The 24,152-nt window shown below is 58.9% G+C and carries 20 protein-coding genes and 1 pseudogene; 14 read left to right on the top strand and 7 right to left on the bottom strand.

Annotation, left to right across the window (positions count from 1 at the left end):
• The first annotated feature begins 1 nt into the window (after position 1).
• From PI739_RS06155 to PI739_RS24815, 3 genes and pseudogenes are all read left to right on the top strand, one after another.
• Entirely contained in the window at positions 2-574 is a 573-nt protein-coding gene (locus PI739_RS06155) for a sarcosine oxidase subunit gamma (protein ID WP_058416754.1), read from the top strand.
• Positions 575-716: 142 nt separating this feature from the next.
• A pseudogene (locus PI739_RS24820) lies at positions 717-1,871 on the top strand (HAMP domain-containing protein); the annotation flags it as partial.
• Positions 1,872-1,961: 90 nt separating this feature from the next.
• Positions 1,962-2,729: a methyl-accepting chemotaxis protein gene (locus PI739_RS24815; protein ID WP_371857159.1), complete on the top strand. Its 768-nt coding sequence runs from the start codon at positions 1,962-1,964 to the stop codon at positions 2,727-2,729.
• 104 nt (positions 2,730-2,833) lie between these two features.
• Here the strand turns inward: PI739_RS24815 and PI739_RS06145 are convergent, their stop codons facing one another.
• On the bottom strand, positions 2,834-3,724 hold the full coding sequence (locus PI739_RS06145; RefSeq protein ID WP_241689259.1) for a LysR family transcriptional regulator: 891 nt from the start codon (positions 3,722-3,724) through the stop codon (positions 2,834-2,836).
• A 108-nt stretch (positions 3,725-3,832) separates the two neighbouring features.
• Between PI739_RS06145 and PI739_RS06140 the strand changes: the two genes are divergently transcribed.
• The 3 genes from PI739_RS06140 (at position 3,833) to PI739_RS06130 (ending at position 5,775) form a co-directional block, all read left to right on the top strand.
• A complete protein-coding gene (locus PI739_RS06140) occupies positions 3,833-4,708 on the top strand; it encodes an MBL fold metallo-hydrolase (protein WP_074808233.1) in 876 nt (291 codons plus the stop codon).
• A gap of 121 nt (positions 4,709-4,829) precedes the next feature.
• Positions 4,830-5,228: a hypothetical protein gene (locus PI739_RS06135; RefSeq protein WP_003367095.1), complete on the top strand. Its 399-nt coding sequence runs from the start codon at positions 4,830-4,832 to the stop codon at positions 5,226-5,228.
• 61 nt (positions 5,229-5,289) lie between these two features.
• The gene (locus tag PI739_RS06130; RefSeq protein ID WP_003367094.1) at positions 5,290-5,775 is read left to right on the top strand and encodes a GNAT family N-acetyltransferase; all 486 of its coding nucleotides are present in this window, start codon (positions 5,290-5,292) and stop codon (positions 5,773-5,775) included.
• Between the two features lie 71 nt (positions 5,776-5,846).
• On the opposite strand, the gene PI739_RS06125 is transcribed toward PI739_RS06130, so the two are convergent.
• Genes PI739_RS06125 through PI739_RS06115 form a run of 3 tightly spaced genes read right to left on the bottom strand, consistent with a single transcriptional unit; the run spans position 5,847 to position 9,644 of the window.
• Positions 5,847-5,972 (bottom strand): hypothetical protein, encoded by a 126-nt coding sequence (locus PI739_RS06125; RefSeq protein ID WP_003315538.1) that lies wholly within the window; start codon positions 5,970-5,972, stop codon positions 5,847-5,849.
• A 55-nt stretch (positions 5,973-6,027) separates the two neighbouring features.
• Entirely contained in the window at positions 6,028-7,515 is a 1,488-nt protein-coding gene (locus tag PI739_RS06120) for a chemotaxis protein CheW (protein WP_054081842.1), read from the bottom strand.
• The gene (locus PI739_RS06115) at positions 7,512-9,644 is read right to left on the bottom strand and encodes a methyl-accepting chemotaxis protein (protein ID WP_099266432.1); all 2,133 of its coding nucleotides are present in this window, start codon (positions 9,642-9,644) and stop codon (positions 7,512-7,514) included. The genes PI739_RS06120 and PI739_RS06115 overlap by 4 nt, the downstream gene beginning before the upstream one ends.
• A gap of 632 nt (positions 9,645-10,276) precedes the next feature.
• On the opposite strand from PI739_RS06115, the gene PI739_RS06110 reads away from it, so the two are divergent.
• The 6 genes from PI739_RS06110 to rmuC all read left to right on the top strand — a co-directional run bounded on the left by PI739_RS06110 (position 10,277) and on the right by rmuC (position 17,644).
• Entirely contained in the window at positions 10,277-11,206 is a 930-nt protein-coding gene (locus PI739_RS06110; RefSeq protein ID WP_003432964.1) for an AraC-like ligand-binding domain-containing protein, read from the top strand.
• Positions 11,207-11,315: 109 nt separating this feature from the next.
• The gene (locus PI739_RS06105) at positions 11,316-12,218 is read left to right on the top strand and encodes an arginase family protein (RefSeq protein ID WP_003367089.1); all 903 of its coding nucleotides are present in this window, start codon (positions 11,316-11,318) and stop codon (positions 12,216-12,218) included.
• Positions 12,219-12,398: 180 nt separating this feature from the next.
• Positions 12,399-13,745 carry an LLM class flavin-dependent oxidoreductase gene (locus tag PI739_RS06100; protein WP_042930459.1) on the top strand — a complete coding sequence of 449 codons (1,347 nt, stop codon included), beginning with the start codon at positions 12,399-12,401 and terminating at the stop codon, positions 13,743-13,745.
• Positions 13,742-14,701 carry a D-isomer specific 2-hydroxyacid dehydrogenase family protein gene (locus tag PI739_RS06095; protein ID WP_003432966.1) on the top strand — a complete coding sequence of 320 codons (960 nt, stop codon included), beginning with the start codon at positions 13,742-13,744 and terminating at the stop codon, positions 14,699-14,701. Before PI739_RS06100 ends, PI739_RS06095 begins: the two co-directional genes overlap by 4 nt.
• A 33-nt stretch (positions 14,702-14,734) precedes the next feature.
• Complete coding sequence (locus PI739_RS06090) at positions 14,735-15,709, top strand: aliphatic sulfonate ABC transporter substrate-binding protein (protein ID WP_003367084.1); 975 nt, start codon at positions 14,735-14,737, stop codon at positions 15,707-15,709.
• Positions 15,710-15,751: 42 nt separating this feature from the next.
• Positions 15,752-17,644 carry a DNA recombination protein RmuC gene (gene rmuC, locus PI739_RS06085; protein ID WP_223886447.1) on the top strand — a complete coding sequence of 631 codons (1,893 nt, stop codon included), beginning with the start codon at positions 15,752-15,754 and terminating at the stop codon, positions 17,642-17,644.
• Between the two features lie 93 nt (positions 17,645-17,737).
• Here the strand turns inward: rmuC and PI739_RS06080 are convergent, their stop codons facing one another.
• The 3 genes from PI739_RS06080 to PI739_RS06070 all read right to left on the bottom strand — a co-directional run bounded on the left by PI739_RS06080 (position 17,738) and on the right by PI739_RS06070 (position 21,273).
• Positions 17,738-19,273, bottom strand: a complete 1,536-nt coding sequence (locus PI739_RS06080) for an amidase (protein WP_271351561.1) — start codon at positions 19,271-19,273, stop codon at positions 17,738-17,740.
• A 222-nt stretch (positions 19,274-19,495) separates the two neighbouring features.
• Positions 19,496-20,128, bottom strand: coding sequence for an ANTAR domain-containing response regulator (locus PI739_RS06075; protein ID WP_003367076.1), 633 nt, complete (start codon positions 20,126-20,128; stop codon positions 19,496-19,498).
• Positions 20,125-21,273, bottom strand: coding sequence for a transporter substrate-binding domain-containing protein (locus tag PI739_RS06070; protein WP_004412535.1), 1,149 nt, complete (start codon positions 21,271-21,273; stop codon positions 20,125-20,127). Before PI739_RS06070 ends, PI739_RS06075 begins: the two co-directional genes overlap by 4 nt.
• A 728-nt stretch (positions 21,274-22,001) precedes the next feature.
• Between PI739_RS06070 and urtA the strand changes: the two genes are divergently transcribed.
• Together urtA and urtB are read left to right on the top strand one after the other, a co-directional pair.
• Entirely contained in the window at positions 22,002-23,183 is a 1,182-nt protein-coding gene (urtA, locus tag PI739_RS06065; RefSeq protein WP_016567925.1) for an urea ABC transporter substrate-binding protein, read from the top strand.
• Positions 23,184-23,249: 66 nt separating this feature from the next.
• Positions 23,250-24,152, top strand: a complete 903-nt coding sequence (urtB, locus tag PI739_RS06060; RefSeq protein WP_003432973.1) for an urea ABC transporter permease subunit UrtB — start codon at positions 23,250-23,252, stop codon at positions 24,150-24,152.

The following is a 24,152-nucleotide window of genomic DNA, read 5'->3' as shown; positions in this document are numbered from 1 at the left end:
CATGACCAGCCTTCTCCAGAACAGTCCTCTCGGCGCCAACGCGCGCGCCTTGTGCACGCTGCAAGACCTGACCGATCGGCCACGCGTGGGATTTCGCGGTACGCAAAGCGCTGACTACCTGACGGCAAGCGGCTTCAACCTGCCCGAGGCACCGAACCGCGCTGTCACACAGGCGGACGGCAGCCACGTCGCGCGCCTTTCACAGACCGAATACCTGCTGCTGGGCAGCCCGCACGATGACGGGCAGCGCATCGCCGATGAAGAAGCTCGCTGGGAGCTCGACCACAGCGCCAATTACCTGCTGCCTCGCGAAGACAGCCATGCCTGGCTGCAACTGAGTGGCGCGTGCATCGCCGAGGTGATGGCCAAACTGTGTGGGGTGGATCTGCGCCCCGAAGCTTTTGCGACAGGTTCGGTGGCGCAGACCTCGGCAGCGCGCATCAATGTGATCGTCATCAACCTCGGCGCGCAGGCTGAACCCTGTTTTCAGATCCTCTTCGATCGGGCTTCACTGGCTTACTTCAAGGACGCGATGCTGGATGCCATGACCGAGTTTGGGGGGCGCCTCTCATGAACAACGGGTTACTGCTTCGGTGAATAAAGGCCGTTTCGTACTCATGAACGACAACAAGTGTCTGTTACCGCCAAGCCGCCTAAAGAATGCTGGCAAAAAGTCGTTGACCTCTTGGTAGACCATAAGAGCGACCCTCAGCTCAATGCCTCGGGTCGCAGACTGCATCCATGCAGCACCCGACACTTGCGGCAGTAACACGCCCCCCGGAGCTCAAATGAATATCAAACAGAAATTGACGTGGGCGTTCGCAGTCATTGCGTGCTTGCCCATATTAGTCGTCGCCGCCATCGTGGTCGTGAACCTGCGCGACAAGGCGACCAGTGATTTCGTGGACGGTAGCGCACGTGAGATTCGCCAGGTCGACAATGCCATGCAGCTGTTTTTCGACGGCATTACGCAGAACGTCAATTACATCGCGGCGCACCCGCTGATCGCCGGGGCGAGCGATGATTTCCGCAACTACATGGGCGCCACGCCTCCCCCGCAGTCCGAGAATGACAGGCAGGCGACCGAGCTGTTCGCCAATATCGCCAAGGCTCACCCGGCCTACTCCTACGTTTCTTATGGTCTGATCAACGGCAGCTACATCATGACGCCGGAAGACCCGAAAATGAGCAACTACGACCCGCGTGTGCGGCCGTGGTACAAGACGGCGATGGCCAATGCCGGCAAAACCGTGCGCAGCGACGCCTATTACTGGGCCAACGACGACGCGGTACTGGTCAGTACCATCCGGGCGATTCCCAATAAACTGGGCAACCCTGGTGGCGTGGTCAATATCGACGTATCGCTCAAGCAACTGACGAACATCGTCAAGCAGATCAAGCTCGGCGAAAGCGGCTATCTGATGCTGATGGAAAAGAACGGCACCGTGCTGGTCGATCCCAAACAGCCCGAGCATAACTTCAAGAAACTGGGAGAACTGGGCGACGGCTTCAGCGATTTGGCGAAAACCGCCAGTGGTCTGGTCGAGGTGACACTCAACGGCGAGCGTTACATGGCCAATGTGTACTCGTCCGAGCAACTGGGCTGGAACTTCATCGGCCTGATCAAACAGGACGAAGTGATGGCCTCGGCCACCCGCCTGACCTGGTTGATCGGCATCATCGCGGTGGTGCTGGCGGTGGTCTTTGCGATTGTCGGGGCCAGTTTTGCCCGGGTCATCGTGCGCCCGATTCACAGCGTGTCCAGCGGCCTGGAAGGTATTGCAGGCGGTGAAGGCGACCTGACCCAGAACCTCGCCGTGCGCGGCAAGGATGAAACTGCGCAGTTGGCGGGCTGGTTCAACAAGTTCCTGACCGCGATCCGCAGCCTGATTCAGCACATCGGTCAGGCGGCCGGGAAGATTCTCGAAGCCTCACACAGCTCGACGCGTGTCTCCAACGACATGGCCGAAGCTGCTGGCCGGCAGCGCGAAGCGGTGGATATGGTCTCCACGGCGTTTCATGAAATGGTCGCCACCTCCAATGAAGTCGCCCGTTCCTGCAGCCAGGCCGCAGACTCGGCCGACAGCGGCCAGCAACAGGCGCGTGAAGGTCAGCGGCAGATCGATGATGCGGTGCGCAGCGTCGACCAGCTCAGCGAAGAACTCACCCGCTCGGCCAAGGACATGACGCAACTGGAAAAGGACAGCGCAGGCATTCAGTCGATCCTCAATACCATCCGTTCGATTGCCGAGCAGACCAACCTGCTGGCCCTCAACGCGGCCATCGAAGCAGCACGTGCAGGCGAACAGGGGCGCGGCTTCGCCGTCGTAGCCGACGAAGTCCGCGCACTGGCCAAACGCACCTCGGACTCGACCGCAGAAATCGACAGCCTGCTGGGCAACCTGGCCAAACGCACTGCCTCGGTGGCGCAACAGATGCATGCCAGCCTCGACGTATCGCAGCAATCGGTGACCAAGATCGGGCAGGCACGCAGCAGCTTCGGGCAGATTCGTGAGTCAGTGGATGTGATTCGCGACATGAACACCCAGATCGCAACCGCTGCCGAGGAGCAGCATCAGGTGGCCGAAGACATCAACCGGCACATCAGCCAGATCCATGGCGACGCCCAGTTGATCGCCGAACTCTCGGACTCGGCCCGCGCGGATTCCAGAAGCCTGGAGATCCTGTCAAGCGAGCTGGACGGCCTGGTGCGCAAGTTCAAGACCTGATCCTGCATATGCGGAGCGTGAGGAACGATGGGCGTCTGTGTCTCCCTATCGTGCCCATGCTCCGCGTGTTCTGGACGCTCTGAGTCCTGTCCACAGCAGGAGATCTAATCTCCACCCCTCTCAAACCATTCAGTCAGAAAATCCAGAAAAGTGCGCAGCGTTGCCGACTGATGGTGCCTTGAGGTGTAGATCGCGTGTATCCCCAAAGCCCGTGGCTGGTACTCCGGCATCAGGGCGATCAGCTTGCCGCTCGCCATCAGCGGCGCCGCCGAATGCACCGGTTGCAGGCTGACACCGGCGCCAGCCACTGCGGCCTCCAGCAGCACCACTGAATCGTTGGCACTGAGGTTGCCGCCGACCGGCACACTGAGCGGCATCTGCTGGCGGGTAAACTCCCACAGGCTTTTACCGAAGTACGAATAGGTCAGGCAGTTGTGAGCAGACAGTTCCTGCGGCCTGGACGGTGTGCCGTGCACGGCGAGATAGGCCGGAGAAGCACACACCACCGAAGCGCACTGCCCCAGCGGACGGGCAATGACATTGGGGTCCAACTGATTGGTGATGCGGATCGCCAGATCGATTCGCTCGCTGACCAGATCCACGGCCTCGTTACCGATAAGCAGGTCTGCCGAGGTGTCGGGATAGCGTTGCAGGTAAGCCGTCACCGCGGGTGCCAGAACGGCCTGGGCCAGTGACTGCGAACAGGCGATACGCAGCATGCCGCGTGGCTCGTCGACTTGCGTATCGGCTGCCAGTGGCACCGCGTCGGCCAGCTCGACCAGTTGCTGACACCGCAACAAGGTCACTTGCCCTGGGGCGGTCAAGCCGAGCTTGCGCGTGGTCCGGTGCAGCAGTCGCGCTCCGGCCCAGCGCTCCATCTGCGCCAGATAACGCGTGACCATGGCCCTAGACATATCCAGCGCCTCGGCGGCGGCGATGAGGCTGCCCCTCTCGTTGATGGCGATGAATACCCGTGCAGCTATGATCCGATCCACAATTCGTCCGATATAAGCAATCAATAGTTGCCAATACTGAGGCTTTTGTTTCACTTGAGGCAACCTAAGATAACGACCTCTGCCCTGTCCAAACAAAGGTCGTATCCCATGCCGCGCAAATCCCTGCTTGCCCTGTCCTTCGCCGCTCTGTTCCCTCTCGCAGCCCAGGCCGCCGCTCCCTTGGCGATCGAGGTATACAACCCGGCTGAAAAAGCCGTCTTCCCGGTTTCATCCGAACTGATCACCGGCAAGCATGACGCGGTGCTCATCGATGCGCAGTTCCAGCGCAACGACGCCGAGGCACTGGTGCAAAAGATCAAGGACAGCGGCAAGCAACTCACCACCGTCTACATCAGCCACAGCGACCCGGACTACTACTTCGGTCTGGACGTCATCAAAGCCGCGTTCCCCGAAGCGAAGATCGTCGCCAGCGCGCCTACCGTGAAGGCGATCAAGGCTTCGATGCAGGGCAAACTCGCCTATTGGGGCCCGATTCTCAAGGACAATGCGCCAACCAGCCTGGTTGTGCCGGAAGAGCTCAAGGACGACCACCTGACGCTTGAAGGCCAACCATTGCAGATCAAAGGCCTTAACGGCCCGGCACCCGAGCGCAGTTACGTATGGATTCCCTCCCTCAAGGCAGTGGTTGGCGGTGTCGTGGTCTCCAGCGGCATCCATGTCTGGGTCGCTGACACGCAAAGCCCGAAATCGCGTCAGGACTGGCTCGCGACACTCAAAGGCATCGAGGCGCTGAAACCGGCCACCGTAATTCCGGGTCATTACCTGGGCAAGATTCCGTCAGGCACCCAGGCTGTGACATTCACCGCCGACTACCTGAAGTCCTTCGAAGAACAGGCCGCCAAAGCCAAGGATTCCACCCCCCTGATCGACGCCATGCACAAAGCCTGGCCGCAACTGGCCGAACCGGCTTCGCTGGAGATGAGTGCAAAAGTCATCAAGGGCGAGATGAAATGGCCGAATTGATCCGGCACCTGTAAGGCCTCGGCGAGGCGGCGCGAATATCGCAGTGGACGGACTTTTACGTGCGCTGCGGACACGCACGGAGGTATGGTCAGACGCCCTTGTCAGTCGTTATGCTGAGCCCATGAACGCCCCTCTGAAAATCCGTAACCCCTGTCCGCCCGGCGCTTGCGACTGCAAGCGCGAGCTGCTGGATGCGGAAGGTGCAGACCTGCGGATTCTGCTGCTGTCCCGCGACGCAGAAAAAACCCTGCTGGATCGCCTGGAGCGTATCGAAAGTCTGGAAGATCTGGAGCACATGCAGCGCAAGATTTTCCAGCAACTGGGCGTGCGTGTCGACGTCGCTCCGGGCTTCAATGAAGTGCGCACCATGCGCGGCATCAGCATTGTCGTCGAGGAAAAGGTCGGGCTGTGTCGCAAGACGCGTCAATCGATACCTGCCGCCATCCGCCGCGCCCTGGAAGCACGTCCACAGATCGCCTATCAGTTGCTCAACGCCAACGACCTGCTGCGTGACGCCTGACTATCGAGCGCCTGGCGAGTGCGGCTATCATGCTGCGCCCATTAGCCAAGGATTGCCCTCCGTGTCCCTCGAAATCCGTCCAGCCACTGCCTCTGATGCCAGTCAGATTCTGACGTTCATTACCGAACTTGCCATCTATGAACGCGCAGGGCATGAGGTCAAGGCCAGTACCAACGACATTCAACGCAGCCTGTTCGCCGACAACGCACCGGCCAGGGCGCTGATGTGCCTGCATGACGGCCAGCCCATTGGCTATGCCGTTTATTTCTACAGTTACTCGACCTGGCTGGGACGCAACGGCGTGTATCTGGAAGACCTGTACATCACTCCTGAGAAGCGCAGCATCGGCGCCGGACGCGCACTGCTTCGACATATCGCTCGCGAAGCGGTAGCCAACGATTGTGGTCGCCTGGAGTGGAGCGTGCTGGACTGGAACGAGCCAGCCATCAAGTTCTACGAAGCGATCGGCGCTGCGCCGCAAAGTGAATGGGTTCGCTACCGAATGGAGGGTGCCGGGCTGCTGGACTTCGCCAAAGGCGGCGATTGAAGCACAAAGGCCTGACACGAAAACGCCCGGCCTGTGTGGGCCGGGCGTTTAAGAAAAGCATTCAACAGCGGTCAGCAAACCCCAGGCGGGATACCGTCCTTGTTGAAGTCTTTCAGGCGTTCCTTTTCTTCGGGCGTCGAGTGCGCGGGCACGTCGCTTTGCGGTTCCGGTTTTTTCTCGTCTTTCTTGTCAGTCATGGTCGTTGACTCCGCTGGTGAACACTCAAATAAGGCCACGCGCGGAGCATTCGGTTCAGACTGATTGCACAGTGCGGCGCTGATCAACGTTGCATTCCAGCTGTCGGGCCAGGCCCTGCAGATCAAGCAGGGTCGCACGCCAACTGCGCTCCTGACTGCCGACGCTGACCAGCGAGCGGACCCGGTCATTGACCGAAATGCCCTTGCCAGTACTGGCTTGCCAGCCTTGTTCCAGCATGGCCGGATCGAACTGATTGAACGCGTCGATCGCATCGACGCGGTTCACTGCAAAACCGAAGCACAGCCGCTCGCCACGCACGATCAATACACGCGACGCTTCGCCCTGGACCTGTGCGCCTTCGCCCAGCAGACTGCTCAGGCAGATCAGCGGCACCTGTTCGCCGCGCAGATTGAACTGTCCCAGCAAATGCGTTTCCGGCTGCGACAGGCCGATCAATTGCTGCGGCATGCTCATGATCTCCACGATCTGGCTCAACGGTGCCACGAAGCGGGTCGGCGCATCGAACAGCAGGCAGGCGTGGCGCAGCATGGCCTTGGTCACATCGTGCGAGGCCTGGGCAGGTTTGACGTCGTGCTGGTAAACCTGGGTGTAGCTTTTGACTTCCGGGCGCTGCAACAGCATCGGATGATCGAGCAACAAGGCCTGCTGCCCCTCTTCCAGGTTCATGACCCCGGCCAGCAGCTCTGGGTGCGGCAGGCCATAATGCGGTGCCGCCAACAGGCTGTCCGGATCCTGACGCTGAATGGCGACCATGCGGTCGTAGCCAAACCCGCACACCCGCCCGTCCGGCGCAGTCAACAGCAGCAACTGCGGCTTGGACGTCTGACGCTGGTGGTCCAGGCCAAGCACTTCGGACAGGTTGAGCGCCGGGACCTTGGTGCCACGCACCGAGGTGACGCCGAAGCAGCAGTCACTGGCAAAATCCGACGCCGTGATCTCGGGATCGTCCACCAACTCGGTCACAACGCTCGCATCGATACAGAAGTTGCGGCCGTCGCACTCAAACACCAGGTAATGCAGCAAGCGGCCCTTGGCGGCCAGTGCCTCGTCCTTGAGCACTTGCGCGCTCGGATCGGCAGCGAACATCACGCCTGGCAAACCACTCATGAAGTCGAGGTCAAGCTTGTAGATCATCCGCGACTCTTCGGCGCCGAGCAGCAGAGAGGGCAGCAAGCCGACACCGCTGCCCGCTGGCCCCAGTGGACTGAACTGAGAATCACGGGCCTTGAGAATGTCGCACACAGCGTCAATCGCCAGCCCGAGGTAGCCACCGCCGTACTTGAGAATCGCCACCAGTGGCGTCGGCGAAGACATATCGCCGCCCTCCGCCAATTGAGCCCGCAGGTCGACCAATGGCACCGGTTTGCCACGCAAGGTAAACACCCCACGCAGCGCTCCCCGTGTCAATGGATGGGGATGCAGATCAGCGGGCCAGTGCACGGCCTCCATCAACGCATCGGCAACCACCGCCAGATACACACCGTTGATCTGCACGACGCCATAGGCATTCAGGCTGCTCATGCAGGTTGTCCGATGGATACCTTGTCCAGAGTCTGGGTGTAGCCGGTCAGGTTGGCTTTGTGCAGCTCGACGATCAGTGCCTCGACTTCCTGCGCCGACAGACGTTGCTTCTCTGTCGCCGTGTTGATCCCGTCAATCGCCTGAGTGGTCTGCATCACGCCTTCCACGATGTGTTCGAAAGCTTCGCCGGCACTGCGCGAAATCTCGTTGCCCGACTCGATCCGGCTGACCGTTTCCAGAATCAGCTTGTTGATTTCCTTGGTCGCACGCGAAGACTTCTCGGCCAGCTTGCGCACCTCGTCGGCGACTACCGAAAAGCCCAGGCCATGTTCACCGGCCCTGGCCGCTTCGATAGCCGCGTTGAAGGCCAGCATGTTGGTCTGACTGGCGATCTCGCTGATCACCTGAATAATGTCCTGAATACCCTCGGCGGACTTGGCAATCATGTCCATCGCGTCGGAGGCCTTGACCAGCGTCTGCGAACCGGTGCTGGCCTGCTCACGCGTCATTCTGGCCAGATCGGTGGCCGTCTCGGTACTCTGTGCCACATAGGAAATGGCATTCATCAGTGCTTTCACCGACTCGCCCATGGCGCGGGTCTTGGCCTCTATCGCCTGTTCCATCTCGACCTGAAGGGTAATGTCAGTGGCGAATTTCACCACTTTGAACGGCAAGCCGTCGTGGTCGAAAATCGGGCTGTACGTCGCCTGAATCCAGATTTTCTGCCCATATTTGCTGACGCGCATGAAGCGCCCGGAGTAGAACTCGCCCTGCCCCAGTCCGTGCCAGAATTCACGGTACTCGGTGCCGCGCACGTATTCTTCCTCACAGAAGATACGGTGGTGCTTGCCTTTGATTTCCTGAAGGCCATAACCCAGCGCTTTGAGGAAGTTGGCATTGGCGGTGATGATGTTGCCGGCCATGTCGAATTCGATGACGGCCTGGGCGCGGTCGATGGCATTCACCTTGCCCTGGTCCTCGACGCTGGTTTCCTTGGCCACAGTCACGTCGAGCGCGAATTTGACGATCTTGTAGGGTTTGCCCTGCGCATCGAAAATCGGGTTGTAGGTGGCCTGAATCCAGATCTCCTTACCGTCCTTGCGCTTGCGCTTGTATTCGTTGGCGTCGTACTCGCCGCGCCCCAGCTTCTCCCAGAGCTCACGATACTGCAGGCTGCTGACAAATTCCTCGGAGCAGAACATGCGGTGGTGCTCGCCGACGATTTCATCGAGCTCGTAGCCAAATACCGCCAGAAAATTGCGGTTGGCATGCAGCACCTTGCCCGTCAGATCGAATTCGATCACCGCCTGAGAACGTTCGATGGCTGTCACCTTGCCCGCGGACTCAGCCTGACGAATGCGGCTCTCGGTCACATCGTTGGCGAACTTCACGACCTTGTAAGGACGACCATCCGGGTCGAATATCGGGTTGTAAGTGGCGCTGATCCACAACTCGCGACCGTTCTTGCCGATGCGCTTGTATTCGCCGGAGTCATACTCGCCACGTTCGAGCTTGGCCCAGAAGGCACGATAGGCCGGACTGTTCAGGTAGTCGTCTTCGCAGAACATGCGATGGTGCTGACCCTGAATCTCGTCCAAACGATAACCCAGGACCTTGAGAAAGTTTTCGTTGGCGGTGAGCACGCGACCGTTAAGGTCGAATTCGATGACACCCTGCGAGCGATCGATGGCCGCAACCTTGCCTTCGTACTCGGAATTGGACTTGCGCTGCGCAGTCACGTCCGTGGCGAACTTCACCACCTTGAACGGATTGCCTTGCTCGTCAAACACCGGGTTATAAGTGGCCTGCAACCAGATCTCGCGCCCGTTCTTGCCCAGGCGCTTGTACTGCCCTTCGTCGAAAGCGCCCTTGCCCAGTTTTTCCCAAAACGTCGCGTATTCGACGCTGGACGCATATTCCGGCGTGCAGAACATACGGTGATGCCGACCCTGGACCTCATCCAGCCGATAACCGACGCAATCCAGAAAATTGGTATTGGCCCGCAGGATATTGCCTTCAAGATCGAACTCGATCATCGCCTGGGAACGGTCAATGGCCGTCAACAGCGAGTGAAGATCAAGTTCCAGCCCGGCCCGTTCCCTGTAGGTGCTTTCAATTGTGGTCGACATGTGGAAGTACTCTGCGAGTAAGCATCTGTGGAAGTATTGTTATAAAGCCCCGGTCTCTGCGAGCCCTGTCAGACACACCGATGTGCGGACTATGGAGGCTGCCGGTCAAGCCGGTTAATCGTCTTTTTCAATGCCTTCCATAGCGCAAACTTCAAGGCCGTCAAAGCCAGGTAGAACTATCGAAGTCATTCGGCAAGGGGCCGTTACATAAACATCGGCTTCAGTCAGATTAGCTTTAGCGCTGCCAGACCACTATTTAGCCACTATCAACGCACACACTTCCTGGCCCTACCGATCACCGGCAAGGACCGCTTCGTAAACCACTTCCGTCTCCTGCTGAAAACCGTTGCGTCATCAGGCGTAAAACCAGATGACGAGAATCACGGCCCCCGTCCATCCCAGGGTGAGCAAGAAAGAAAGCCCAGCAAGGCGCGGGTCCATGGAACTCCTGTTCTAGAAGGCTTGGGTAAGCAGAGCGCTGCATACGTAGGGATATATCGGCTGGATCACAGGTCTATAAACTATTTTCACCACCTTGAAACACTGCCGGCACAGGGGTCTTGCTCTGGATCAACGTCTGATAACCTTGCCGCCGATCACTTCGTAAAAAGACGCTCGTCGCAGAGGCAGCCATGGCCATGATTTTCCCAGCCGAACCACTACGGCCCGAGGATCGTTTCGACGCCTGGCAGGAGGTTGTGAGCTCGACGTATGGCTTGGTCACCAGCCAGCCGCTGACCGAAGCGCCGTTTGACGGCGGGCTGAATGTCAGGGATCAGAGTAGCGTTACCTTCACCCGTATCCAGTCTTCCCCCCTCCATTACCGGCGGTTGCAGCAAGACAGGGAGAGCGATCACTTCCTCCTCACGCTCTCTTTGTGTTCCGTCGCTATCGTCGTGCAGAACGACAGAGAGTCCCGGCAAGGCGCTGGCGATATCGTCCTTTACGATAGCGCACAGCCTTACGCATGCAGTTACCCCGAAGGTGACGATCAGATTGTGCTGGCGGTGCCCCGCAAATTGTTGCTGCAACACATGCCCGCTGCCGAACGACTGGTGTGCCGCACGCTCGATGGCCGTTCGACGCTGGGCCGTGTTGCCGCAACCTTGTTGAATGAAGCCTGGAACACAGAAGGCTTATCGGACCCGCTGAGCGAGCGACTCAATGCATCACTGCTGGACGTACTGTCTACAGCCTTCGACTCGGTGTTCGGCGACACCGATATCCGGCAGCAGTCTCGTCAAATGCAACAACTGCAGCGCATCAAGCAGTTCCTGTTGAATAATCTACCCGACACAGGGCTGACGGCCGAAAGCATTGCTTTGGCGACTCATGTTTCGCCACGCACGCTCAATCGCCTGTTCGCACAGGAAGGCACCACGGCCATTCGCTGGCTCTGGCAGCAAAGGCTCTCGGCGTGCCATGACGCATTGCGCAAAGGCCACGTTCGCCGCGTCAGTGACGCTGCGCTGAATTTCGGCTTCAGCAACCTCTCGCATTTCAGTCGAGCCTTCAAAAACGCTTATGGCATCTCTCCTCAGCAGTTGCTGGGGCCACGATAAGACGATTGGCACCTTCGGCACAGCGATTGACCGTTCAGGCAAAGCACGCCACATCCGGGTCGAGCAGTATCACCGCCATGCCAATGAACGGTGACGAAGGAAAACCTCGATGACTACCCAACCCGATAAAACCCTGCGCCTGATCTTTCCCCAGTGGCAAGGTGGCAACAACGCGCCTTATCATTTTGGCGCACAGCTGCTGGCGTGGCTGGCACCGGACGCGTCAGGGCCCGTCGAGCACGTGGCCGTAACCGAACCGGATGACCAACCACTTGAACTTGAAAACGGCATCATTGCCCGCCATGCGCTGCTGGCCCAGCTTGGCATTGCACGGCAGCTGATCGACCGGCATCAGCCGGATCGGCTGGTGGTTCTGGGTGGCGACTGCCTGGTCGACCTCGCGCCATTCGCCTACCTGAACGAACGTTATGACGGTGACCTTGCCGTGCTGTGGGTCGACGCTCACCCGGACGTCATGACACCCAGAGACTTCCAGCATGCGCACGCGATGGTCATGGGCAATCTGCTGGGCGAAGGTGACAAGGATTTCGTCGATGCCGTGAAACGCCCGATCAAGCCGGCCAATGTGATGTACGCGGGCCTGCAGGAAATGCTTGAGGTCGAAAGCGCATTCATCAAGCGTCTCGGGCTGCGCAGCGCCGATGCACAGGCGCTGGCGCACTCCAGCGAACCGGTGCTGCAGTGGCTTGAGGAAACCGGTGCAAGACACCTGGCGATCCATCTGGACCTGGACGTGCTGGACCCGGCACTGTTTCGTTCTGTGCTGTTTGCCCAACCCGGTGTCCCTGCCAGTAAATTTGAAGGCGTTGCTCAGGGCAAGATGACTATCGAGCAGGTCGTTCGCTTGCTGACAGACATTGCCAGCGCCGTGGACGTGGTCGGCCTTGGCATCGCCGAGCACCTGCCGTGGGATGCTCTGGCGCTGCAGAACATGCTGACGAAACTGCCGCTGCTCGGCGACCGGCTGCCAAGCCACGGGAATGACTCCTGAACCAGCGATTAAAATTCAATTTATGCATATTTAAATATTTGATGATTATTTAATTTAATAATTAACATATAACAAAATAGAACTTCACTGTGGGTTTTTATAGGCATATCGTCATCATATACCGACCCCTTTCTCCAGGCGGAGGTGCATCCACCTTTCTGAACCGTCCGGAGCAAAAACATGAGCAGACAACGACACCTTAAACTTGGCGCAATGGTCCACGGAGTCGGCCATGGCTGGGGCGAATGGCGCCATCCGCACGCACTGGCCAACGCCAGTGTGAATTTCGGCTTTTATCAGCAGCAGACCCAGTTGGCCGAAGCGGCGCGCTTCGATTTTGTGTTCATCGCCGACAGCCTGCACATTCACGAAAAATCCAGTCCGCATTACCTGAATCGTTTCGAACCGTTGACCATTCTCTCCGCACTCGCAGCCACCACCCGGCATATCGGTCTGGTGGCAACGGTGACGGTCAGCTACACCGAACCCTTTCAGGTAGCTCGCCAGTTTGCTTCGCTGGACCACATCAGTGGCGGTCGGGCTGGCTGGAATGTGGTGACTTCCTGGCTCAGTGGCACCGCTGACAACTTCAGCAAGGGCGAACACCCACCGCACGCCGTACGCTACCGTATCGCCAAAGAGCATATCGAGGTGGTCAAAGGTCTATGGGATTCCTGGGAAGACGACGCCTTCGCCTACGATAAGCAGAAAGGCGAATTTTTCACGCCTGGCAAACTGCACGCGCTGAACCACAAGGGCGAATTCTTCTCGGTGAAAGGCCCGCTCAACATCGCCCGGTCGAAGCAGGGTCAGCCGGTGATTTTTCAGGCAGGCACCTCCGAGGCCGGGCGTAACTTTGCCGCTCAGAACTCCGATGCAATTTTTGTCCACGCCGAGAGTTTCGATGAAGCGCGCGCCTATTATCAGGACCTGAAACAAAGGGCTGGCGGCTTTGGTCGCGACCCTCACGCGCTGTCGATTCTTCCGGGCATTCGCCCGATTGTCGGGCGCGATGAGGCTGAGGTAGAGAGCCGCTATCGCCAGGCCGTGGAGTTGGTGACGATCGAAGACGCCATTGTCGCCCTTGGCCGACCGTTCAATGATCACGATTTCAGCCAGTACCCACTGGACGAACCCTTCCCGGAACTGGGCGATCTGGGCTCCAACAGCCAGAAAGGCGGTTCGGACCGGATCAAGCAACTGGCCAAAGACGAAGGCCTGAGCCTGCGTGAAGTCGCCCTGCGCTTCTCCCTGCCCCGCCGTGACTTTGTCGGCACACCGGAACAGGTCGCCGACGCGATACAAACGTGGTTCGAAGCAGGCGCAGCCGACGGTTTCATCATCAATAGCGTCCTGCCGGACGGCCTGCAGTACTTCACCGAATGGGTGGTGCCGGTGCTGCAACGACGCGGACTGTTTCGCACCGAATACAGCGGCAATACGCTACGTGAAAACCTCGGCCTTGAGGTGCCGGTCAATCGTCATGCGAAGGCTGTCGCCCATCAATCTGACGAGGCGGTGGCATGACTCGACTCGTGATTGCCAGCCAGCTGGATGATGATTTCAATCAGGTGATTCGCGAGCGGCTTGCAGTGACCCACCCTGAAGCCAGGGTCATCGGCGTACCTGCCGGAGTGCCGAGCGATTTGCCCGGCGAGGTCAGCATTCTGCTGGCGCGCCCTATCAACGTGCGTGGTTATGAAGCCCCGGCCTTGCCGCCTCCGGGCTGGCCCTATGGCCTGAAATGGATTCAGGTGGTGTCTTCGGGTATCGACTTCTACCCAGGCTGGCTGTTCAACGGGCCGCCGGTGAGCACCTCGCGGGGCAGCGCGGCAGAAAACATCGCCGAGTTCTCGCTGGCCGCCATTTTCGCCGCAGCCAAGCATCTGCCGGATATCTGGGCGCATGACTCGCAATGGAACTTCACCGCCCTGACGCTGCTCAAGGGCACCACGCTCGGGATTCTCGGCTTTGGTGCCATCGGTCGCAGCCTGGCCAGCAAGGCCCAGGCGCTGGGTATCAACGTGATCGCATTGCGGCAAAGTTCGGCTCCGTTCGAGGTTGACGGTGTCGAGGCTGCACGCGACATTCATGACCTGTTCGTGCGCGCAGACCATCTGGTACTGGCCGCGCCGTTGACACCGGCGACGCGGCACATCGTTAACGCCGAGGTGCTGAACAGTGCCAAACCCGGCCTGCACTTGATCAACATCGCCCGTGGCGGCCTGCTTGACCATGAAGCGCTGCTCAATGCGCTGGATAATGGAAACATCGGCCTGGCCTCGCTGGACGTCACCGAACCCGAGCCCCTGCCGGACGGGCATCCACTGTACTCACACCCTCGCGTGCGCCTGTCACCGCACACCTCGGCGATCTCCAGCAACAGCCGTAACGAAATAGCCGACAGCTTTCTGGCCAACCTTGAGCGTTTTCTCAACGGGCAGGCCTTGCAGAATCAGGCTGATCGCCAGCGCGGCTACTGACACTCAGCGTCACCTTTAAATACCGAGCGTGCCATGCCCAACCCGATAAAACACACACAACCTGGCTACCGCCGTCCGCTGCTGGCAGGCCTGCTCGCGGCGTTGGCGCTATGTATCGCCCTCCCCGTCGAAGCACAGCAAACGTTGCGGATCGGTTACCAGAAGTCCTCCACGCTGATCACCCTGCTGAAAACACGCGGCACGCTGGAAAAAGCCCTTGCGCCACAGGACGTCACCGTCACCTGGCATGAGTTTCCGAGTGGCCTGCCGCTGCTGGAGGCGTTGAACGTCGGCAACGTCGATATCAGCGCGGATGTGGCGGACACCGTACCGATCTTCGCTCAGGCAGCACAGGCCAAGCTGACCTACTTTGCCCAGGAAGCGGCCTCGCCTTCCGCGCAGGCAATCATCGTCCACAAAAACTCGCCCGTGCAGCAGTTATCGGATCTGAAAGGCAAAAAAGTCGCTGTCACCAAGGCAGCGGGCTCTCACTACCTGCTGATTGCTGCGTTGAAAAAGGCCGGTCTGGCATTTTCGGATATTCAGCCCGCCTATCTGTCGCCCGCCGACGGCCGCGCGGCCTTCGAAAACAACAAGGTGGACGCCTGGGTCACCTGGGAACCCTTCCTGACCAGCGCCCAACGGCAATTGCCGACTCGCACCCTGGCTGACGGCAAGGAGCTGTCCAGCTACAAGCGCTATTACCTGACCGGCACCAACTACGCCAAGGACCATCCGCAAGTGCTCAGCGTGGTTTACGAGCAGTTGCACAGCGCTGGCATCTGGCTCAAAGCCAACCCGCGCGAAGCCGCCCAGGTGCTGAGCCCTTTATGGGGCAATCTGGATATCGAAACGGTCGAAATCGCCAACAGCCACCGCACCTATCAGATACAGCCGGTCACGCATGAGCAACTGGACGAGCAGCAGCATATCGCCGATGCCTTCTTCGCAGCGGGCCTGCTGCCCAAGGCGGTGGATGCGCAGGATGTGGAGGTATGGAAGCGTTAAAGCAGATTCGGCTAACGTGGTCATCCTAAAAACAGGGAGGCAGTGATTGAAAACTATTTTGGACAGTATTCAGTAAACGAACAACGTGCCATCATTTTGGATCCTAACCCAACGAAAACGGATTTATCGATGGCCCAGCAATATTTGACCCCAGCTCTGATCGGGCTTTTCAGCTTGCTGTTCTTGGCAATAGGTTTCTGGATCAGCAGCCTTGTTGCATCCAGCAAGCTGGCGCGACAAGTTTCAGAACTGCAAGCGGCTCACCAGGCAGAACATCAGCAACTACTTAACGATGCGTCTTTGGCACGGCAGCGAGAGGATCAGATGCTCCGTGAGCAGGATGAGCACCAGCACGCGTTGACGCAGGCTCAGGAGGAAATTGCCCGCCATCGGGATACCGAGAAACAACTGAGTGTTCAGTTGGGTGAGCTCAAGACTTCACTGGAAGCAGAAAAACAAAGGATGTCCGATAAGATTCAGCAACTTTCCGAGGCGACTACGCTTGCTGAAAATCGCAGTGTTGAATCGAACAAATTGAGGATGCAGCTAGGCGAACTCAAAATGGAGGTCGGCCAAGGTCAGGAGCAGGCAAATCAACTACAGGAGTTGAAGAACGCTTATACCATCTCACAGGCGCGCATAGAAAAAGCCGAGGAAGAATTCAGAAAACAGCGTGAACAACTGGGCCACGCTGCGGAGCAGAAAGAACAACTGGACGGATTACGCACCGCGTTGGTACAGCGTGAAAAAGAACTGAACATCACGCGAGATGAGCTAAGCCTTGTCAAACAGAGTCTTGCCGAAGTTAACATGCGCCACCAACGGGATCAGCACTCCGCTGCCGAGAAACTGCAGTTACTGGAAGACAACAAGGTTCAATTGAAGCAAGAGTTTCAAAATCTTGCTAATCAGATTTTTGACAGCAAGCAACAAAGCTTTTCCGAGCAGAGCCGTCAAGGACTGGACACCCTGCTTAAACCGTTCAAGGACCAACTCGACTCATTTCGCCAACGAGTAGATCAGGTTCACTCCGATACCGTTCAAGGACAAAGCTCGATGAAAAGCGAGCTGGTCAAACTGATGGAATTGAACGCGCAGATCACCACCGAAGCATCAAACCTTACCAAGGCACTCAAAGGCGACAAAAAGCTGCAGGGCACCTGGGGCGAGCAAAAGGTAGAGATGCTGCTTGAGCAGGCGGGTTTGCGTAAGGGCTTTGAATATCACCGAGAAGCCAACTTCAAGGATGACGAGGCAGGAAACAATCGGCCTGACTTCGTCGTCAATCTTCCCGAGGGCAAGCACATCATCATCGACAGCAAAATGTCGTTGGTTGCCTACACTGATTATGTCTCTGCCGAAAACGACGAAGACCGTACCAAGGCTTTATCTGCCCACGTTCTGGCTTTGAAAAATCATATCAACGGGCTATCTGACAAGAGGTACACCGATCTGAACGGTGTCAATTCGCCGGACTTCGTATTTTTGTTCATGCCGGTCGAACCTGCCTATTTGGTCGCCGCCGAGCACAGCCCAGGCGTTTTTCAGGCTGCCTATGAAAAACGTATCGCAATCATCACGGCCACAACGTTGCTGCCGGTGCTTCGCGTTGTTTCAAACCTGTGGAGTATCCAGCGCCAGAACAGCAGCACTCTACAGCTCGCTAGCATGGCGACCAAGGTCTATGACAAGTTGCGCGTCTTTGTAGAGAAAATGGATAAGCTCGGAAATCAGATTGCCACGGTTCAGAAAAGTTATAACGAAAGCATCACGACGCTTAAAGGTGATCACGGCAGTCTGACAAAGACCGTCGACAAGTTCGTGAACCTGGGTGTTACGGTGTCAAAGCGTCTACCAGCGTCTGCCATCGGGGAAGATGAAGAGCTGGAAAGCGAATTGGCGATACTACCGGTAGAAGGTGCGGCCAACACCTGAATGTTGGTTTAACCTGAGAGCGGCGTCACTGACTCCTCAGGAAGCACACCCGCTCGCATGGAGTGAGCATGCCCCCTCGGTCAGCGTGCGAATTCAAGCACGCGGCGGCCTGGGAAACGCTCCGCGAGCGGTTTCATAAGCCTGCGCGACACGCAACGCCAGGGCATCCTTGAAGCGCGGCGCGACGATCATCATGGCGACCGGCAGTCCGTCGGCCAGACCGGCCGGTATCGACGTGGCCGGGTGGCCGGTCAGGTCGAACGGTGCGGTGTTGGCCAGCATGTTCAACGCGCTGTGCACGTACTCTTCGATTGGCGCGTCGGCGGCGGTCAGCGTGGTGGCCACGAACGGCATGGTCGGCATCACCAGCACGTCGAACTGCTTGAAGGCTTCATCGTATTGACGGGTCAGCTCTGGCACCAGCATCCGCGCCTTGGCGTAGTACGCACCGTGCAGGTTTTTCAGGCTGTAATGCCCGGTCAGCGCCACGGCACGCACGCTGCTGGATAACGCATTGGCGTGTTCGCGACGCTTGGCGCCGAAGTAACTCATGATCTCGGGGTCGTAATAGCCGTCGACATTCATGCCATAACCGTTGCCTTGCAGCATCTGGTACGCCGCGCCATCGGTGGCGATGACATTCCACATGTCCAGCGCCACCCCGCGGTGCCACGGCGCACTGGCGTCACCGACCGTCGCACCGAGACTTTCCAGCTGAGCCACGGCGGCGCGAACCAGTGCGTCAACCTGCGGCTCGGACATGCCGGGAATCGCGAAGCCTTCACTCAGCAGGCCTATTTTCAGGCCCGCAACGCCTTGATCGAGGGTCGCGACGCAACTGACGGCTGGCGGGTTTTTCTGCCTTGAGTCGAGCCCGTCGGCGCCGGCGATCACATCGAGCATGATTGCGCAGTCGCGCACGTTATTGGCCATCGGGCCGACATGGTCGATGGTACGTTCAATCGGGAAGGCGCCGGTGTAAGGCACCAGGCTATAGGTGGGCTTGTGTCCGACGATGCCGCTCCACGCCGACGGCATGCGGATCGATCCACCCTGATCGCCACCGATGGCCATGTCCACTTCCTGCAGAGCGACCAGCACGGCACTGCCGCTGGATGAACCGCCGGCGTTGCGGGTCAGGTCCCAGGGGTTTTTCACCGCGCCGGTGGCCGAGGTAAAACTGGCGCCGGAGAAACACAGGTCTTCGCACACCGACTTGCCAATGACCGTCGCTCCGGCGGCCAGCAGACGCTCGACCACCGTGGCGTCTTCGGACGGCACGTAACCGTCAAGGCTCAGTGAGCCGTTGGCCATCGGTACGCCGGCCACTGAGACGTTGTCCTTGATGACCACCGTTCTGCCCGCCAACGGGCCACTGGCAGCACCGGTGATGTGGGTCTTGACGTACCAGGCACCGTACGGGTTCTCGGTGGCAGCCGGTTTGCTGTGTTCGCGCAACGGCGCAGGCTGGGCGACATGGGCAGCGTACAGGGCATCAATGGCTTCGTAGGAACCCAGGGTTTCGTCTGCAAGACTGAGGAACGACTCCATCTGGCTGTCTGACAGGTCGTAGCCATGGTCCTGGGCGGCAATCAGAAAGTCGGCTTTGCTGGGGCGTTTTACGGACATGGTGTTCTCCAGATAACGGTAAGGACAGCCCGGGTTCAGGCCGTCATTGACTGGAGCCGCCTGCGCAGGGGCGCACAGGCCTGGGCTCGATCCGGAGGACGTCGTTGTCCACGCCGGTCGCCACGCGGTGTTCCATACCTGCCGGTTCAGGGCGTATGGCAACCGTCCACGCAGAAGAGGATCAGGCGTGGCGCCCGATACTCGAAGCTTGTCTGCAACCTGTCAGGAACAGGCTTGTTGAAACAGTTCATGGGCCTTGACCAGCGCCTCGGCGATTTTTTCCACCGGCTCGCGCTTGGCCATCGCCTGATCACGCAACGCGTTATAGGCGTCCGTTTCAGACAGGCCCTTGGTTTCCATCAGGATGATCTTGGCCTGCTGCACGGTACGCATAACCGCCATGCGCCCTTCCAGGCGCTTGACATGCTTTTCCCTTTCCCGCGTCTTGCGGGCCTGGCTGAGGGTGATGGCCAGAGCGGTCAGCAGGCCGAACGAGCGGACCGGCGACGGAATCACCGAGCAGGCGTTGAGCTGCACCAGCGCCTCGACAATGATCGGGTTTTCATAGGCGATCACCGGAATGATCGGTGGTGTCGAACTGTGCAGCAGCCAGGGTGTGTTGGTCGACAGGCTTTCCGGCGATACCGCCAGTACGATTACGTCAGCCTCGCTGTGCAGACGCTCGGGAATCGGCCATTGCACCCGCACCTGACAACCAATGCGCTGCAACTGAGCGATCAGGTTGCGACCGTCTTCGTCATCGGGATGCATCACCAGCACGCTGATATCGCGCAGGTCCTTGATGCCGCCTGCGCTGTCGTTGCGCAAACGTTTCTTGGCGGCACGCAGGGTCATGGACGCCTCCCGGTCAGGCTGGACCAGCCATTGAAGTCAGGCGCCACCGCATAAGGATCGGGCTTCAGCGCTTTCTGACTTTCGTAAAGGATGTCGAACTGCCCGTCGGCATTGGCACGGCCGATCCGCGAGTACAGGTAGGTATGGTGATTGTGTTCATCGATACGCACCCGTCCCTGAGGCGCGTCGTATTCCAGACCGCGCATGGTCTGCAACACACTCTCCACTTCGGTACTGCCTGCACGGGCGATCGCCTTGGCCAGCAGATGGACCTGAAAGTAAGCGGCCTCCCAACAGCGGTCGGTCACCTGATGCTGGCCAAACATTTCCCGATACTGGGCAATGCACTGGCGATTGAGCGGCGTGTCGATCGACTGGAAATAGGTCGCTGCCGAAATGTGCCCGGTGCCCAGATGGACGCCCATCTGCTGAATGTCGGTTTCGCTGGTAGTGACACTGGCAATCGGCATGACCGCTGGGTCGAAACCGGCATCAGCATAGGCCTGATACAAGTGGGCCATGGTGTCGCCGACCACTGTCGAAAAAATGAACGAGGGTTTCAGCTCTCTCGCTTTGACCATGAGCCTGGCGAAGTCCTCTGCCCTGGCGTTTTTCAGTGGCAAGTAGTACTCACCCAGCTTGCTGCCGCCCCGCTCGTAAAGCAGGTCGCTCATCAACCGGTTGGTTTCGTAGGGGTAGACGTACTCGGAGCCGATCATCAGCACGCGACTGCCGAAGTGATCGAACATGTAGCTGCCCAGTGGCACCGCATTGTGATTCGGCGTAGCGCCGGTGTAGATGATGTTGCGCGAATACTCGAAGCCCTCGTAGTACACCGGATAGAGCAGCAATGCGTTGTAGCGTTCGACGACAGGCAATACGGCCTTGCGCGCTGCCGAGGTGTAGCAACCGAAGAAAAACCGCAGGTTCTCTTCGCGAATCAGCGATTCAACATGCATGGCAAACAGCGCAGGCGTGGAATCCGGGTTGCGGGTGATCAGTTCCAGAGGACGGCCATTCACGCCCCCGGCGGCATTGATCTGATGAATTGCAAACTGTGCGCCGCGCATTGTTGAACACTCACCGGCAGCGGTGACGCCGGTATTGGAAAACAGACCTCCTATGCGGATCGACGGGTCAGTCATGCCTATAAACCTTTCACGTGAGATGAGACGCCCGCAGGTGGCCGGGAGCCTGAAAAGAAGACTGAGCGAATAACCGTGGATTCAACGGTGGCTCTCAGGCGGTTGTGCCTGGGGCTGGCGTGACGGCAGTGTCAGGACCAGTCATGCGAGGGGCCTTCCACACCTGCCGAGAATGGGCGTGTGGCAAGAGACCCTGCGAGGGTGTCGGGCAGGCTCATGCAGGGAGCGGGCCATACGTGACGCGGCGCGTCGGGGAGAAGCGAGTTCGATGGCGAAGACGGCCATGCATTCATGGGGTTTATGTTGCCTCGAACATTGCTTTCGCGAACTAGTTCGCTCCTGCAAAGCAAAATATCTCAGCCTATGCATGAGCACATATCGCGAAAAAAAAAGCGTCTTCCGCATCACGCTTTTGGTGCGCTAGAGCCCTGTTCGCGCCAAAGCGGCGCATGTCGGTGTGTGCGTGCAATAAATGCAGGGATGCTCTGCCTCAGGGGTTCGAAACGCGCGCCAACAGCCGTTTCGCCAGTTGGCATTGCCCTTGCTAAGTTCATCCTGAGACATCGCGCCAGCTGTTTGCCCTACGCCCCTCTCGGCAAGTAGGGAGACACCTCGCGTACGACTGGATCGGACGCAGTTGTCCCGCCAGATTCGGCACAAAAGCCTGACCTCCCGCCCATTGATTTGGCCGGGACGTCGGGCTTTTTTCATTCCTGGGAGATAAGTGAATGCACAACGACAAACGCCGTTTGATCAAGCATGCTCTGTTGCTGGGTGCGATCAGCCTGCTGCCGTTTTCCCTGATCGGTCAGGCGCAGGCGGACGAGACTGTGAAAGTCGGCATCATCCACTCGCTGACCGGCACCATGGCCATCAGTGAAGCCTCGGTGGTCGACGCAGAAAAACTCGCCATCGAAGAGATCAACGCCAGTGGCGGCGTGATGGGCAAAACCATCGAGCCAATCGTCGAGGACGGTGCCAGCGACTGGCCGACCTTCGCCGAGAAGGCACGCAAGCTGCTGGAAAACGACCACGTCGCAGTCACCTTTGGCGCGTTCACCTCGGCCTCGCGCAAAGCGGTGCTGCCAGTCTTCGAGCGCAACAAGGGCCTGCTCTACTACCCGACCTTCTATGAAGGGCTGGAGAAATCCCCGGCCATTATCTACACCGGTGCCGAAGCCTCGCAGCAGACCCTTGCCGCCGTCACCTGGCTGATGGCCAACAAGGGCAAAAGCGTCTACCTGGTCGGTTCCGACTACATCTGGCCACGCACCACCAACAAACTGGCACGGGCATCGGTGACCAAACAGGGCGGTTCCATCGTCGGCGAAGACTATCTGCCGCTGGGGGCCATCGAGTTTTCCTCGGTGATCAACAAGATCAAGGCGGCCAAGCCGGACATCGTGCTGTCGACCATCGTCGGCGGCTCCAACGTGGCGTTTTACAAACAGCTCAAGGCCGCGGGTATCGACAGCAGTAACCAGACGCTGATGGGGCTGGCGATCACCGAAGAGGAAGTCACCGGCATCGGTGCGGAGAACCTCGTTGGCTTCCTGACCTGCATGAGCTATTTCCAGAGCCTGAAAAACCCGGTCAACGAGAAGTTCGTCCAGGCCTTCAAAACACGCTATGGGCAGCAGCGCGTCGTCGGTGACCCGATGGCTGCGGCGTATACCGCAGTGTACCTGTGGAAAAAGGCCGTCGAGAAAGCAGGCAGTTTCGACGTGCCGAAAGTAATCGCCGCGTCCTCGGAACTGACCCTCGATGCGCCCGAAGGCGAGATCAAGGTGCACAAGGACAACCACCACCTGTGGAAGCGTGCGCGCATCGGCACCCTCAATGCGCAGGGCCAGGTCGACGTGATCTACGAGTCGGCACCGATCGAGCCCAACCCCTTTCCGAAACTCTGATCCCGGCACGGGCGCGATCCGCTTCGCGCCCGCTTTCGTCAATGTGCAGCAACAGGTAGCGACGGCATGACTCTCGATACGCTGGTAATGCAAGTCTTCAGCGGGTTCTCGCTGTTTTCCGTGCTGGTGCTGATGGCACTCGGGCTGACCATCGTGTTCGGCCTGATGGGCGTGATCAACATGGCGCACGGCGAACTGATGGCGATGGGCTCATACATGACCTACGTCACCTCCGTGGTGTTTCAGCGCTACTTTCCGGAGCTCATGGGCTGGTATTTCATCATCGGCATCGGGATGGCCTTTGTGGTGACCTTTGCCTTCGGTCTACTGCTGGAACGCTGCTTCATTCGCTTCATGTACAACCGACCGCTCGACACCCTGCTGGCGACCTGGGGGCTGTCTCTGGTCCTTCAGCAGCTGTTTCGCCAGGTCTTCGGCCCCAAGGAAGTCAGCGTGCCCACCGTGCAGTGGTTGCAGGGCGCATGGAAAATCAGCGACGGGCTGGAGCTGCCCCTCAACCGGATTTTCATCATTGGTCTGACCTTCGTGATTGCCGCTGCGGTGTTCCTGTTCCTCTACCGCAGTCGCTGGGGCCTGCGCATTCGCGCCGTGACCCAGAACCGCGCCATGGCCGGTGCAGCCGGGATCAACACCGCGCGGGTCGACTCGGTGACCTTCGCGCTGGGCTGCGGACTGGCAGGCATTGCCGGCAGTTCATTCACCATGCTCGCCTCCACAGGCCCGGTCAGCGGTCAGCAATACCTGGTGGACACCTTTATCGTCGTCGTGTTCGGCGGCGTGGAAAGCCTGCTGGGCACCTTCCTTTCGGCGTTCGCCATCGGCCAGACCCAGGTTTCGCTGGAATACCTCACCACCGGCTCCATGGCCAAGGCGATCACCCTGCTGGTGGTCATCGTGCTGCTGTTCTTCCGCCCCAACGGCCTGTTCGCCACGAAAGTGAGACGTTGA

This window comes from Pseudomonas cerasi (assembly GCF_027983475.1).
GTDB lineage: Bacteria > Pseudomonadota > Gammaproteobacteria > Pseudomonadales > Pseudomonadaceae > Aquipseudomonas > Aquipseudomonas cerasi.
This window is presented reverse-complemented; position numbering and strand designations above follow the sequence as displayed.